Raw genomic sequence first — 14,042 nt, forward strand, 5'->3', positions numbered from 1 at the left:
GGCGACCGTCCCCACGGAGACTTTTAAGAACTGCCTACGTGACAAAAACATGGGTAACACCTCCTAAGAGTTGAGGGCTTCAATAAGCCCACGCGACTTCACCAACGCACAGCGGAAAGTTCAGACCACCCCCCTTCCTGCAGAGCGATGCAAGAAAACAGAACAATCGAATAGTTTTCGACCGACGCATCGGCCAAACTTGTCGATTTATCATGAATGCCAGGCATCATAAGTCTCCTAAGTTCGCAATATTCGCACCAAAGCCTGAAAACAATCCGTCTGAGCAAATGCGGTGTAAGTTATTGAAATATAAAGTTAATACTATATTTTATTAGTCATTTAAATCGCGACGGATCTTCACAAGTGGGTACTTGCCGTATCAACTTCTCTACTGCGAACTTCCAACATACTCTAAGCCTCAATAAATCAATGTCTTGCGTAAATCAATCGAGCGTTACCTTTCGGTAGCACTTCAGGGTGATTGTAACGAAGGTAACGGAGGAAGAATGATGTTGTTCAGGTCGCTTGACAGTCTCGTTCCTACTCAGTAGAATCCCACCCCTTGCACCGACTGTGATTGGGCGGGAATAGCTCAGTGGTAGAGCATCGCCTTGCCAAGGCGAGGGTCGCGAGTTCAAATCTCGTTTCCCGCTCCAATTTTACTGTCGGCCACGCTTCAGATACTTCCTCAAAGATATTCCATCAACAGAAACTCAAGCCTCAACACCTCTTCTTTTTCACAATTCTCTGATGGACCTAGCTCTCCGTCGAAGCGATTCAACAGCCTGCCGACACAGGTACCGCTTCGCTGTTTCACCGATGTACCGTGAAGTGATCCCAGAGAGGGAGCGCAGGACGTCCAGCAGACGGGCCTGTACTTACCGGGAGGGAACGTGCAGTGGACGCACGGCTCGCCATGCTTAATCAAAATCGTGAAAATCAGTCTATTAATTTGGCTTGTTAGTGGATTGTACGCAGGATGGATTGCAGTCGTCCTACTTGTTCAGCTGCGCGGGAAAGTTCTTCCGGTAGGAGAGGGACGCGACTAAATCGTCCCTGATAATAGAGGGCGGTCACGTCCGCCACCATAGGCCCGGCCGCCGCCCATTTCTGCTCCACTTGTCTGGAGAATTCAGCGGCAGTAGCGGCTGGAAGCTTGGCCATGCCCTTCTTCTCCAACGTACGAAGCATGCGGGCATAGAGCTGTACGATCGCATGCTGTGAGGGTGCAATCGAGAGATGCATACTGGCCCAGAGGCCTATCCTGTCCCGGAGCATAAGCAGGAGCAAGGCCAAGCCAACCACCACCATTCCCGTAATAAGTTCCAACACCCCCGGCTGGACGATTCGGGATATGCGCGCCAGCCGATTGAGTACATGGCCTATTGGAGTACTCAACGCCGAAATCCAGCCACTCACTCTCTCACGCAATGCGTCACTGCTTTCTCGAACTCCGTGAACAACTGCCAATTGATCCTTCCCGCTATAACGAACGAATAAACGATCCCACTGTAATCGAAAGGATTCCCCAAATCGTCGAATAGACTCCCATCGAGAGGTCCCACCCGCTGCACTGACGCTGGGCGTAGGATCCATCGTGACCCAACCTGATTGCGGAAAGTAGACCTCAACCCAGGCATGCGCGTCCCGTTGGCGCACAGTGAAGTACCCTCCAAACTCGTTCCATTCTGTGGCCAGAAATCCTGTCACCAGTCGCGCGGGAATCCCTATCGTACGTAGCATCATGACCATCGCAGTTGCGTAATGCTCGCAGTATCCCGTTTTACGTACGAATAGAAATTCATCGAGCGGATGACTCAGCGTTGCCGTATCGGCCTCAAGGCTGTACCGATAGTTTTCCAAAAGATGCTGCTGGATCGCGAGCGTTTGTCCAAATGGGGTCGAGACCTGCTGAACGACCCGATGCGCTAGGTCAGCAACCTGCTGTGACTCTACGGGAACTTGGAGGTAGCGGGAACGAATTGCGTCTGGATAGGCCAGAGCCATCGCGGCCCGGTCACCTGCAACGAGCTGCGGAATCTGAGAGGTGACGGAGTATCGTGAACGAGAAGAAGGAGAAAGAGGCAAGTGTAGGCCACTCATGCCATCAACCTGTACGGCGGGAAAATCGCCGCTCACAAGTTCCGCGAATGGGGCGGCAAATAGGATTGGGGTATCGAGCGTTTCCAGCAAAATATCTTGGCGGATCGCCACAGACAGGCTGTCCGGAGGACGGCTGCCAGCTGGGCGAGCAAGGAACACCCCATCCGCCACGAGACTCAACGAACGGCGTCTGGTTCCGCTATGGCTCCACGATCGTCCATTGTATTGATCGTACGCGAGGCCTCGCAAGTAGAGTCGATCTTTCGCAATAGTCGGTTGGTCAGGCAATTCAACTCGCATGACGATCTGAGGGTCCTGTTTGACAGACCCAATCGTCCCCAGGTCAACCCGATCGGAAAATCCTGTCGTCCGCAGAGCTTCCCCATGTGTTTTTTGTATGACGCCGGCCCCGATACGAGGGATCACAAAAAAAATGGCAAATGTCAGACCAATCGTCATGACAGCGGTTCCGTTCGTCAACCAAAAGAAGCGGTGCGTGATCCTGCTCGGGCATGTTGCGTGACAGGCTGCCATGCTTGTGGGTATGACGACGGCAGAGGCTTCGACCTTTTCCTGGGTCAAGTGATACAGCAAGAGTGTCCAGACCGCCCCAAGCAGATACAGCAGAAAAATCGGCAGGTACCACGCATCGGTTGTGAGTGCGGCGGAGGCCAAGATTGCCATGAGGCTGATGGCATAGAGGTGCCGATAATCACACCGCTGTTGAAGGGTGAGCAACTTGATGCCCAATAACATGACCAAGAAATGGATACCAGCCGGGAGAAGATCTTGTGATACCACTGTCAGATCGATGAGAAATATGACAAAGGCACCGATCAACAGAACGTTCCACATGGCTGGGGAGACCGTGACCTGTGCCATCGCACGCCGAACGAAAGCAATCCCTCCCGCATCACACAATGTGATGATGAGGATGATCGCCGTCGGAAGGGCGATCCAGAGGGGGACACTTTGCGCAAACACCAGTCCGCTGAACGCGATGATGGCGAGGAGGACGGAGCTGAGCTTAAAGGCTTGATCAAAAGGCATGGGTTAATTCTTCGAGTTGCGCCGCGTGGAGCACTCGATCCGCCTGTACCATACTGGAAGATGCCACCTGCTCCGACCAGGGGACAACCGCCACCGTATAACCTCGGTCGGCTTCGTGAGGTAGCGAGAGGTACTCGCCGCCCTGGTTAGCCTCGCTCGTTTCAGGTGGATGCCGTTCGCAAAGCGCCAACAGGCGTAGCATCGCAAAGAGATGGGCGGATCCGGATCCGAGCCCCGAATCCTCCCTCCCAACGATCAGTCGCACGGGGTATGCCCGTTCAGTCAGTTGCCAGAGGAGCGATGCGACGAATGTCACGCTTCGTTCGAATAGCGGTTCGCTTTCGTCGGGAGCCACGATTGAAAGAGCGACCAGGATGCGGCGCTGATCTTCCGCTTCGGTTTCCCGCACGATGAGCTGGGATGTGCGGGCGGTCGTCATCCAATGAATGGATCGCGAGTCATCGCCCGGTTGATAGAGGCGTAAGTTGTAGAGTTGTGTCCCATGTCCTCGTCGAGAGAGAGACTCTCCTTGCCCTTCGCTGACCAATTCATCCATGAATCGCAGGGCGAGTGGCTTGATGGGAGGACTGACGAGCAGGTGCGCTTCCGTGGCGTAAAACCCTTTCTTGAGAAATAACCCGAATGGAAATAGCGTCTGCGCCCGGATACCTTCAAACCGAAGCCAGCCCCGTTTTGTCGCCAGCAGTGGGTAGGATAGGAGCATCGAGCTCTGTGCGGGGAGGTGGTGAATGGCGAGCCCTCGATCGACATCCTGGCCTTCGACAACATCAAGCAAACGCAGGGAAAAGCTGGGCAGGTGTCGATGCCGGTTGGCGACCGAGAGCGTGAGAGTGGTCGGCTCATTGGCCATGATGAGATCGGGCACATGCCGGCGAATTTCTAAACGGCGAAGACAATGCTCAGAGAGCAGTCCCGATACCACGATGAGGCTGAGCATCATCGCCAGCAGTAAGTAAAATAGATTGTTGCCGGTGTTAATGGCGGCAAGCCCGATCCCGAATGTAAACAGAAGAAACCTGGTCCCTTCGGGCGTCAGACGAATCGACCGCCGACGGGCCAGACCTCGCAGGGACGAAAAGACCGAAGAGACGTGGAGATTCAGGAGTGCCTGCATCACGCATTCACCTCACCCAGTTGGCAAACAGCAGGATGCTCAAAAAGACCGTCCAGCAAGGCCCCGGCGAGTGAAGGCCCAAGGCATACACTCGGGGTACGTTGAGGGCCTGAGCGATGCGAGAACGAAGCTGGCGGGCCTTTCCTAGCATCCTGCTAGACGGGGACGGAAACGGTCTCAACGATATCGAGGACCATGCGCTCAGCCTGTTCGAAGCTCTGGGTCCGCATCCCATGGGTCCGATTCAGCATGACACGGTGAGACAGCACGATCGGCGCGAGCTCCTTGATGTCGTCAGGAAGGCAATAGTCGCGTCCCCGGACGACCGCCAGTGCCTTGGCAGCCTTGCTCAGCGCTAGCGCTCCGCGGGTGCTGACGCCCAGAGAAAGAAGCTCACTCTGACGGGTCGCTTGCACAATCGCGAGCAGATAGTCCGTCAAGCCCTCTTCCATATGCACTTGATCGACGCGGGCCTGTAATACCAATACCTCGTGAGCCGTCAACACCGCGTCCAATGTTTCAGCCGGATGCAACGAATGTGGCCGATCGAGCACTTTCCGCTCTTCCTCAAGCGAGGGGTATCCAATAGAGAGGCGCATCAGAAACCTATCAAGTTGAGATTCCGGAAGGGGAAATGTCCCATGATATTCGGCAGGGTTCTGCGTCGCGATGACCATAAATGGCTGCTCAAGCGGATGGGTCTGATTATCGACGGAAATCTGAGCCTCGCTCATCGCTTCCAGAAGACTGCTCTGAGTCTTCGGCGTGGTGCGATTAATCTCGTCGGCCAGTACAACATTGGCAAAGATTGGACCCGGTATGAACTCGAACCCCTGTTTTTGCCGATTGAACATGGAGACGCCGACGATGTCGGAGGGCAAGAGATCGCTGGTGAATTGAATGCGCTTGAACGAACAGTCGAGTGACCTGGCCAAGCTGTGCGCCAACGTGGTTTTACCGACCCCGGGTACATCTTCGAGCAGAAGATGGCCTCGAGCCAGAAGACAGACCACCGCCATCTCGATCACATGGGCCTTCCCCTTGATGACCAGCCCAATATTGTCCTGGATCGCCCGGATGGTGTGAACTGAACTCATGTTGAGATTAGTGATCCTGGTGATTCAGGCATGCATGGTGATCTGACACGCTCGAAGTCTAGCAAAGGGTCTGGAGGCGGTCAATTTTCACGTGAGATTTTGCATCGACCAGTCTGGAACCGGCCACGCATAAGGATTTGCGATGGTGGGACGGTTCTATTCCCGGTCTATTCCGGCACGAGGATCAGCATCCAAGGAGGGGTCTCCTCGACCATGTCAGAGAACCGTCTGGCGGTACTACTGGAAGGGATGCCTGAAAAGACGGCTCCACGACGAATCTGAACGGAGCGGAAACGATAGGTCGGGCCCTGCATCGGGAGAGGGGGAAGCACCCGTGGAATCTGCCTGCGTAACAGGCTGCAATCTGACAGGTTCAAGGTCTCGCCTTGCGCAAGGCTCGAGAGCCGCTCGAAGATCTCGCCAAAAATCGTTGGAAGATTCCCTGCGGTAAAGGGCTGATCGTCCGGTCGATAGCGGGCCTCGTCGAGAAGTTGTGCAAGGACTTCCCAGAAGACCTGAGTATCCACGGCTCCCAGGACACAGAGGAGGCCGCGGCGCGACAACAAGTCGAGCAGGGCCAGGGGACCTCGAATCTCAAACTTCCAGGGTGGAAAGAGCAATGCACGGTCCCCATGCTGAACCTCCAGGGCCGGTTCGCCTGCATAATGGGTTTGCCGGAACGTCCCTTTGGTGCGATGGAGCTCTTGCGTGATGGTCTGATCGGATAATCTGGTCGGTTCGTAGGCAAATGTGGGGGTCGCAGGAGCCCAGCAGGTTGCGATCGTATAGCGTGGTGCAAGCTTCCCGGCTTGATCCAGGTTACCCAGATCAAACATGTCGTGGTTTCCAAAGAATTGAAATGAAAGCCCAGTCCGGGACCGCAGACCGTTAAGTCGCTCCCGTTCCGGATGGAGTGGGCCGCCCAGCTGTGAGCCTGGCTGAAGGCGATCAAGTCCATGGAGAACCAATTCGCGCTGTCGCTGTTGAAGGGGAGCCACATATTGCTCAACCAGTTCAGTGGCAAACGAGAGGTCGCCAGCGCCTAGATCGAACAGAGACGCCACATCTGCATCGAGCAACAAGTCGAATGGATTTTCGTGGGAATGGGCGAATGCCTCAATTTCTTCGCTCCGCAGGGAGCTCATCGGCCATTGGGACGTCGGACCCTCAACAACACCGAGCCATACACACAAAGCCCGCACAGCTTTTGTCGGGGGCAGGCCTGTGAGTTCTTTGAGTCTAGGGCCAGGGAGATCCTGAATCCGTGCGGCTTCTGCATTTCCCAACGCCACGGTCATGGCGTCGCGGATGGTGACAGACAGATCGGCACGATGGGCCTCCTCAATCAACCGTTTCAACGTCGCCGTGAGCCGGCTCGCCTCAACAAGTTTGCGTGAGGCCTCCCACTCCTTCTCTCGTTCCTGCAAGAGCTGTGTGACCTGTGAACGAAAGTCTGCAAGGACCTGTGCGGTGGAATTCATGAGTCGATTGGTGCGAAATTCGTGTTAGTAGATCCGTCGATGTTCAGCCGGTGAATGTTTGTCAGCATAACGACCTGGGCCATGAGCGTCAAGGATCACGTCTTGCCGCATCGCGAGACCTATGTTAGGTAGAGACCATGCGTATCACTACTGTACCGTTCGCGAGGCACGCGATCATTGCTATGTGTCAACTGCTATTGGTCGTTGGAACCTTGTGGAGTTCCGTGGCCTGCACGAGTGGGGGCGGAGCGGTATCTTCGATCTCCTCGCATGATAACCACCATACTCCGTTCCAAGAATGGCAGATCCTCGACACGGCGACGGGTCAACCGGTCTCTCTCGACCAGTGGACCTTGTTGTTACTGCAACAGGAGATCATCTATCTTGGCGAGGAACATCACAATCGATTTCACATTGATGCAGCAATAACGCTGCTGCGGAGGTTGCAGGCGGAGGGGCGCACACCCGTCTTAGCCATGGAAATGTTCGGCTGGGACGGCCAAGCAGCATTGGATCAGTATCTTTCCGATTCCGACACAACCAGACAGGAATTCCTCGAGGCTGTCCGGTGGAAACAAAACTGGGGCGGCTCTTACGAGGACTACGAGCCGTTGGTCCTGTTAGCAAAGGCGCAACATTGGACGGTTCGAGCCTTGAATCCCCCAAAGGCATTGGTCCGAAGCGTCGCGCAACATGGATTGGCTCAGGCACAATCTGATCCGGTTATGGCGGAATGGGGCATGAAGGACGAAGCCATCGTCGATGACCCGGTCTACCGAGCCCGTATTCTCGAACAGCTCCAGGCCTGTCATGGCGGCGGGGATGACCGCCTCTATCAAACAATGTATGAAGCCTCCATGGTCCGGGACGAAGCGATGGCCAAGACCCTAGTCAATCGCCTCAACCAGATTCGCGCTGGAACTGATTCGATGGCTGGACCGCTGGTGAGCTATACCGGAGGCGGACATATTCAGTATAACCTTCCGGTTCCGAAACGAGTGGTCCGCCGTCTGACAGGTCCAGCCCGCCAGGTGAGCGTCTACATGACATCGTTTGAGGTGGGACGTATCGAGGAACTACAAGAGATGATCCGTGAAAAGATTGCCGATTATCTCTGGCTGACTCCTGTCAGTAGCCAGGGCCCTCCCCGCCGTTGCCGATAGAAACTCGATTCGTGAGTGGCACCGAACACTTCGTGGTGATCGCCTCTCACATGTATGGATAAAGGAGAAGTGATGTCTGGAAAACCAGTGATTGCCCAGCGAACTCCCTGCACGTTAGAAGTTGGTCCGGGAACCATCTATTGGTGTAGATGTGGTCGCTCGAAGACGCAACCATTTTGCGATGGTTCCCATACGGGGACTGAATTCTCGCCGATGGAAGTCCATTTTGAAGAAAAAAAACGGGTCTCGCTCTGCGGCTGTAAACACACGAAAAAGCCGCCTTTCTGCGACGGCTCCCACTCGAAGATCTAACGAATCGCCCTGCGTCTGGCGTGAGACAGCACTATCTGATTTCGAAGGATGGCACGTTGATAACGACGGAGAATCTCGAGGCATCATGACTGCCGGTGAAAAACCGACGAACTCTTGACAGTTTAGTCGGCCCGTCTCAGACTACGCGGGAACATCAGTTGGAGTCGTTCGCGATTGGGAACACAGCGCATGCGAAATAAGATCCCCTGCTCTGCTGAGCGGTTAAGCCTCCTGGACCCTCCCATGATCCAGGCAGTGGTGGATCGCAATGCCTTTCACATCGGCAGTCAGTACCTCTCCGAGAATCGCGTTCGGATTGTCGAGGCCGATGACGCGCAGATTTCGTCCGCCGTCATTGGAAATTCCGGCCTCTACGAACAGACGATCCGTCTCAAAGAGGGGCATCTCATCTCCAAGTGCAGCTGTTCATTGCCTGAAGAGCCCATGTGCCGCCATTGCATCGCGGTTCTATTGGAGTATCATCGATGGGCGCAACCAAGGAACGGTCAACAAAAGAAGGCGAAGCCTTCCGCGGCCCCGCAGCCGGCACAGGCCCCTCCGAATAACAATGGTACGGCCACATCTACACCACCAACCGCCGCCGCGACGACGACGGACTTTAAGTTGGGAGAAGTGATGGCCTTCATTGAATGGCTTCAGCCCACGATCAAGGCATTGGAGCGAGGCCAACCATTGCCTGATTCACCAAAGCTCAGTGGCGAACTGGCTCCCTGGACTCAAGCCATTCGCAATTTAGAAGAACGCCGCCGCGAGAGCGAAGATGTGCGGATCAACCTGGAATCCGATATGCGGGACCGAGAGGCCTACGTCGGACGCTTAACGCAACAGCTGCAAGCCTCCATGGAAGAGATCAAATCCACCCAAGCCAGTACGCAAAGCCTGCAACAAGAGCTTACCGCTTGCAAGGAAATGCTGGCGAAGGTTTCCGAGGTGGCATCAGAGGTCGGGAGTTACGACAGTCAACTCAAATCTCTGTCTGGCGAGGTCTTATCAAAAGGGGCACAGCTCGACAAGCTGGCCAACTCATTCAGAGAAGTCTCAACGGCATTGAAGGCCCTGACCAAGCCCTCCGGCACCTCCTAGCCCATACCGTTTCGCACCCTCTCCGACCCTCTTTTCTCATTACCAAAATTATTGCGAATTGCTAGACGATTTCAGTATAATGCGGCCCTTGTTCGTCTAATTGATGAAGGGAGGGTCGAGTGATGAAAAAGATCGGAGCAGAGGTTTTCGTAACGGCTGGCATGGTCCTGTGGACTGGTGTCACCTATGTTCTAGCAAATGAACCGCACGGGGAGGGCGCACCAGACTATAGCGGTGTAACCAGTATCTATTACACCTTGATCGGGCTGATCCTCGCCTATGGCTTCTACGACTCCTTCCTCAAAAAGTCCTAGTCCATACACAGATCAATTGAGTTCGGTCCCTGCCTGATGTGATTTGTATTGGGCAGGGACTTTCTCTCCCCTACTTTCCTCTTCGTGAGCCCCAGTCACCGGTTCCGCTGGAGTAATGGCTCAAGCGCTGGGAATATTTTCTCTACAATGACGCGATAGCCCTCTCCCGTCGGATGAATACCGTCTGCTTGATTGAGCAGCGAGGAGCCTGCCACGCCATCGAGAAAAAATGGAATCGTCGTGAGATGATATTGGCTCGCCAGTGCGCCATAGAGCGCCTCGAACCTTGCGGTGTACTCCATGCCATAATTGGGAGGGAGTTTCATCCCGGCTAACACAACAGTGACCGACGACTGTTGAAGTTGCTGAATGATCCGCTCAAGGTTGTCCTTCGTCTCGTGAAGACTGAGGCCACGAAGCCCGTCATTGGCGCCTAACTCTACGATGACGATCGAAGGCTTGCTCTTCATGACCCAGGGTACCCTCCTCAGTCCACCAGCCGTCGTCTCACCACTGACTCCTGCATTGATGACCCGATAGGGATAACCAACCACATCGAGTTTCTGCTGTAGTTGCGCAGGGTAGGATTCATGCTGTGCCACACCTAAGCCGGCCGTCAGGCTGTTGCCGAAGGCGACAATCCGTGGCCGTTCGGCAGAGACTTGGGCCTTCGGTCGACCAAGCTGTGCCGTGACGTCAGTTCCCAGCTGTTGCCCAACGCCTTCGCGAGGAACACTTGAAGAGGGGGGAGAAGGCGCATTGGCGCGATCACAGCCGGATAGGCCGAAGAGGGAGAGGCAGAATAATAGTTTTGTGAGTACCCATAAATGACGCATATTTGTTGAGTATAATATAGGCTTTACGCAGACGATACGGTAGGAGCCTGACGAACATGATCTCACTCGATCACCTCACGATGCGCTTGGCCGGCGGCGGTCATCAGATCACGATCCTTGATGATATCACCGTCTCAATCCCTGACAAGCAACGCGTGGCTATCGTCGGTCCATCAGGAAGCGGCAAGTCCACCTTGCTAGGCCTCATCGCGGGGCTGGATCAGCCAACGTCAGGATCCATCAAGATAGACGGAGTCGAGATCTCTACAATGCGAGAGAACGCCTTGGCGCGATATCGCCGCGATCACATCGGCTATATCTTCCAATCCTTTCACCTTATTCCCACCCTCACGGCCCTGGAAAATGTCCTGGTGCCGTTAGAGTTGGCCGGGATACATGGAGCGCAGGCTCGTGCCACGGACCTGTTAGGAGCTGTTGGCCTTGCAAGTCGGTTGTCCCATTATCCCGTCCAACTATCTGGAGGCGAACAGCAACGGGTGGCTGTGGCCAGAGCGTTCGCCTGTCGCCCACCAATCCTGTTAGCAGACGAGCCAACCGGCAACTTGGATTCGGCCACAGGGCAACACATCATGAGTCTGCTCCTGTCGCTCCATCGCGATTTCGGCACCACCCTCGTCCTCGTCACGCATGATCGAGCCATGGCCTCTTCGATGGAACGCATCATTGCGTTGCGCGACGGTCGCATCGAATCCGATAGCCTCAATGACCCAGAACCTTCGGTCGCAGAGTCACCGCGGTGAACCCCTTCATCTTCAGAATGGCCTGGCGGGAAACCAGAGGTGCTTGGCGCCACTTTCTGTATTTCTTCGCTTGCATTGCGATCGGCGTCGGGGCCTTGGTCGGAGTATCGCTGTTTGGCATGAACGTGGATCGCGCCGTCACGAAAGAAGCGCGCGGTCTATTAGGTGGCGATGTCGAAATTCGCCTGACACATCCCCTGACTCTTGCGGGGCACAGGGTGCTGGACTCGCTGGGCGAGCGAAACATCGTCTTCACCCATGTGAGCGAACTCATTGCGATGGCCGCGCGCACCACTCAACAGCCTTCCGGGGCCCAAGCGACTCAGATCATCGAACTCAAAGCCATCGAATCGGCCTATCCCCTGTACGGGGCGATCCGACTCGACCCGGCTCAATCGCTCGATGTCCTCCTCCACCCGGATGAACATCGCTGTGGCGGACAGGCCTGCTTTGGAGCCGTGGTGCAGGAGTCGCTGCTGATCCGGATGGGCCTCTCCGTGGGAGATCAACTCAAGATCGGTCACGTGAGGTTTTTAATTACCGGCATCGTCCGGACCGAGCCGGATCGAATGGCCAATGCGTTCAGCTTAGGCCCACGGGTGATGATTGCCCAGGAGGGCCTACGGGCAGCGGAGCTGATCAAACCGGGGAGCCGGGTGCGAGAGCGGTATCTCGTGAAGATACCGCCCGGCATAGCGCTGGAGCCCCTCATCACGGAACTGCGTGGCCGGCTGGCGACAGATTCCGTGCGCATATCCAGCTATCGCGCGGCCCAACCGCAGTTGAGGCAATTTCTCGACCAGCTCTCCCGTTATCTCGGGCTGATTGGGCTCACAGCGTTATTCATCGGTGGACTGGGGGTCGGAACCTCGATTCACGCGTTCTTGCGCGACAAACTGCGAACGATCGCGATCTTGAAAGCGCTTGGCGCCGATTCGACCATGGTAGTCTCGACCTACGTGGTCCAAACGATCATCTTAGGATCAGTGGGGAGCTTCGCGGGAATCCTCTTGGGGATCGGGCTTCAACGGGTATTCCCTCCGCTTATGGCCGGTCTATTTTCATCCAACCTCCTCGACCAATTGGGCGTCTCCTCAGAGCTGTCATGGTCCTCGATATGGCCCATAATGAAAGGGGCCACGTTGGGACTGTTGTCGACGCTACTGTTTACCCTGTGGCCTCTCTTGAAGACTCGAAACATTCACCCCGGTGCGATCTTTCGGCGTGATGCTGAGCAGGCATCGGTCGAGCAGAAGGCCGCCCCTTCACGATGGTGGGTGAGATGGGGACTGACCGATCGTGTCAATGTTGGCACAGCCGCAGGAATCATCCTCGGGCTCTGCGCACTCTCGGTGTGGCAAGCCGGCTCATGGTCGATCGGGTTCCTGTTTCTTGGAGCATTGTCATTCGCCATCGTCCTCCTCTTCCTCTGTGCGCGGATATTCGTACGACTGCTGGGCTGGATGCCGTTACCTCGAGTCTTGAGCCTTCGTTATGCCGTCGGCAATGTCGTGCGGCCAGGAGGACAGGCAGCGGGCATCATGGTCGCCATCGGTATCGGCGCCATGATGATTGTCACGGTGACGTTAGTGGAGCAGGCGTTGTTATACCAAGTGCAGGAAAGTCGACCGGCGGATGCCCCGACCTTCTTCTTTATCGATATTCAGCCTGATCAAGCGCAGGAGTTCCTCTCGCTGGTACATCGTCAGATCGGAGAGGTGATTCCTGAACTCACGCCACTGGTACGGTCACGCCTCCACGCGATCAATGGGCATATCATCGCCGCAGAAGAAGGAGTGCAGAAGGATGAGAAGCGATTGGAAGGCAAAGAAGAGCGCGGGAGACAATGGTACCTCACCAGAGAATATGTATTGACCTTTCTAGAACAGCTCCCGAAAGATAATCGGCTCGTCAAGGGGGAATGGTGGAAACCCGGGCAGGTCTTCTCAACCCCTCAGGTCTCTATAGAAGAAGAGGCCGCCAATCACTTGGGTCTCGAGATTGGCTCACTCGTGGAACTCGATATTCAAGGGACCACCCTGTCGGCTGAAGTGAGTAGTGTCCGGAAAGTCGAGTGGGGAAATTTCTCGACGAACTTCTACATGATCTTCTCCCCGGGAGCGCTCGAAGGAGCGCCGCATACCTATGTGGCGACCGTGCGAGTCTCGCCGGATCAAGAGGTACCGCTGCAACAGGCCGTCGTGGCCTTATTTCCCAACGTCAGCGCGATTCATATCGGCGACGTACTCGATAGTTTTGCGCGAGTGCTCGATCGCCTGTCGCTGGCGATCAGGGCTGTCGCATTATTTTGCGTCGTGGCCGGCGGATTGGTCATGGCGGCGGCGCTCGCCGCAACACGATATCGGCGCCTCTATGAATCGGTGATCCTGAAAGCGCTCGGCGCCACTCGCGGCCTGATCGGTCGTGCGTTTGCCATCGAGTACGTCTTATTAGGCACGGTGGCGGGGCTCATTGGTCTGTCGCTCGGAACAGTCTTGTCATGGGCGGTGTTGCGATATCTGTTCGATCTCCCCTGGACTTTGCATCCACAGGTACTTGGCATAGGCCTCTTCCTGACCATGTTATTGACGTTAGTCGTAGGGTTTGCCAGCACCTATCGGATTCTAGGCCAGCGGCCGCTCGCCGTACTTCGACATGAGTAAGGTACACATATGGGTATGTCTCT

General features: G+C 55.5%; 11 protein-coding genes and 1 tRNA gene. 7 read left to right on the forward strand and 5 right to left on the reverse strand.

Annotated elements, in window-relative coordinates; genetic code table 11:
- The first annotated feature begins 581 nt into the window (after positions 1 to 581).
- A tRNA-Gly gene (locus tag Q8N00_08085) sits at positions 582 to 656 on the forward strand.
- A 304-nt stretch (positions 657 to 960) separates the two neighbouring features.
- On the opposite strand, the gene Q8N00_08090 is transcribed toward Q8N00_08085, so the two are convergent.
- The 4 genes from Q8N00_08090 to Q8N00_08105 all read right to left on the reverse strand — a co-directional run bounded on the left by Q8N00_08090 (position 961) and on the right by Q8N00_08105 (position 6,866).
- Positions 961 to 3,153 (reverse strand): DUF3488 and transglutaminase-like domain-containing protein, encoded by a 2,193-nt coding sequence (locus Q8N00_08090; protein ID MDP2382750.1) that lies wholly within the window; start codon positions 3,151 to 3,153, stop codon positions 961 to 963.
- Complete coding sequence (locus Q8N00_08095; protein ID MDP2382751.1) at positions 3,143 to 4,288, reverse strand: DUF58 domain-containing protein; 1,146 nt, start codon at positions 4,286 to 4,288, stop codon at positions 3,143 to 3,145. Before Q8N00_08095 ends, Q8N00_08090 begins: the two co-directional genes overlap by 11 nt.
- A 155-nt stretch (positions 4,289 to 4,443) precedes the next feature.
- Positions 4,444 to 5,385 carry a MoxR family ATPase gene (locus tag Q8N00_08100; protein MDP2382752.1) on the reverse strand — a complete coding sequence of 314 codons (942 nt, stop codon included), beginning with the start codon at positions 5,383 to 5,385 and terminating at the stop codon, positions 4,444 to 4,446.
- Positions 5,386 to 5,552: 167 nt separating this feature from the next.
- Positions 5,553 to 6,866 carry a hypothetical protein gene (locus Q8N00_08105; protein MDP2382753.1) on the reverse strand — a complete coding sequence of 438 codons (1,314 nt, stop codon included), beginning with the start codon at positions 6,864 to 6,866 and terminating at the stop codon, positions 5,553 to 5,555.
- 182 nt (positions 6,867 to 7,048) lie between these two features.
- Here Q8N00_08105 and Q8N00_08110 point away from each other — a divergent pair, with 182 nt between their 5' ends.
- The 4 genes from Q8N00_08110 (at position 7,049) to Q8N00_08125 (ending at position 9,759) form a co-directional block, all read left to right on the forward strand.
- Positions 7,049 to 8,029: a ChaN family lipoprotein gene (locus Q8N00_08110; protein ID MDP2382754.1), complete on the forward strand. Its 981-nt coding sequence runs from the start codon at positions 7,049 to 7,051 to the stop codon at positions 8,027 to 8,029.
- Positions 8,030 to 8,101: 72 nt separating this feature from the next.
- Complete coding sequence (locus tag Q8N00_08115; protein ID MDP2382755.1) at positions 8,102 to 8,341, forward strand: CDGSH iron-sulfur domain-containing protein; 240 nt, start codon at positions 8,102 to 8,104, stop codon at positions 8,339 to 8,341.
- A 189-nt stretch (positions 8,342 to 8,530) separates the two neighbouring features.
- Positions 8,531 to 9,445, forward strand: a complete 915-nt coding sequence (locus Q8N00_08120) for a hypothetical protein (protein MDP2382756.1) — start codon at positions 8,531 to 8,533, stop codon at positions 9,443 to 9,445.
- Positions 9,446 to 9,567: 122 nt separating this feature from the next.
- Complete coding sequence (locus Q8N00_08125) at positions 9,568 to 9,759, forward strand: hypothetical protein (GenBank protein MDP2382757.1); 192 nt, start codon at positions 9,568 to 9,570, stop codon at positions 9,757 to 9,759.
- A 95-nt stretch (positions 9,760 to 9,854) separates the two neighbouring features.
- Here the strand turns inward: Q8N00_08125 and Q8N00_08130 are convergent, their stop codons facing one another.
- Positions 9,855 to 10,595: an arylesterase gene (locus Q8N00_08130; protein ID MDP2382758.1), complete on the reverse strand. Its 741-nt coding sequence runs from the start codon at positions 10,593 to 10,595 to the stop codon at positions 9,855 to 9,857.
- 56 nt (positions 10,596 to 10,651) lie between these two features.
- Between Q8N00_08130 and Q8N00_08135 the strand changes: the two genes are divergently transcribed.
- Both Q8N00_08135 and Q8N00_08140 read left to right on the forward strand, forming a co-directional pair.
- Positions 10,652 to 11,356, forward strand: a complete 705-nt coding sequence (locus Q8N00_08135; protein ID MDP2382759.1) for an ABC transporter ATP-binding protein — start codon at positions 10,652 to 10,654, stop codon at positions 11,354 to 11,356.
- On the forward strand, positions 11,353 to 14,019 hold the full coding sequence (locus Q8N00_08140) for an FtsX-like permease family protein (GenBank protein ID MDP2382760.1): 2,667 nt from the start codon (positions 11,353 to 11,355) through the stop codon (positions 14,017 to 14,019). Before Q8N00_08135 ends, Q8N00_08140 begins: the two co-directional genes overlap by 4 nt.
- Positions 14,020 to 14,042: the final 23 nt, after the last annotated feature.

The sequence above is a fragment of the Nitrospirota bacterium genome, from assembly GCA_030684575.1.
Lineage (GTDB): Bacteria > Nitrospirota > Nitrospiria > Nitrospirales > Nitrospiraceae > Palsa-1315.

Excerpts from the sequence above, each read along its gene's own strand:
- Q8N00_08105 (MDP2382753.1), bottom strand. The coding sequence starts at position 6,866 with ATGAATTCCACCGCACAGGTCCTTGCAGACTTTCGTTCACAGGTCACA.
- Q8N00_08110 (MDP2382754.1), top strand. The coding sequence starts at position 7,049 with ATGTGTCAACTGCTATTGGTCGTTGGAACCTTGTGGAGTTCCGTGGCC.
- Q8N00_08120 (MDP2382756.1), top strand. The coding sequence starts at position 8,531 with ATGCGAAATAAGATCCCCTGCTCTGCTGAGCGGTTAAGCCTCCTGGAC.
- Q8N00_08125 (MDP2382757.1), top strand. The coding sequence starts at position 9,568 with ATGAAAAAGATCGGAGCAGAGGTTTTCGTAACGGCTGGCATGGTCCTG.
- Q8N00_08095 (MDP2382751.1), bottom strand. The coding sequence starts at position 4,288 with ATGCAGGCACTCCTGAATCTCCACGTCTCTTCGGTCTTTTCGTCCCTG.
- Q8N00_08100 (MDP2382752.1), bottom strand. The coding sequence starts at position 5,385 with ATGAGTTCAGTTCACACCATCCGGGCGATCCAGGACAATATTGGGCTG.
- Q8N00_08135 (MDP2382759.1), top strand. The coding sequence starts at position 10,652 with ATGATCTCACTCGATCACCTCACGATGCGCTTGGCCGGCGGCGGTCAT.
- Q8N00_08130 (MDP2382758.1), bottom strand. The coding sequence starts at position 10,595 with ATGCGTCATTTATGGGTACTCACAAAACTATTATTCTGCCTCTCCCTC.
- Q8N00_08115 (MDP2382755.1), top strand. The coding sequence starts at position 8,102 with ATGTCTGGAAAACCAGTGATTGCCCAGCGAACTCCCTGCACGTTAGAA.
- Q8N00_08090 (MDP2382750.1), bottom strand. The coding sequence starts at position 3,153 with ATGCCTTTTGATCAAGCCTTTAAGCTCAGCTCCGTCCTCCTCGCCATC.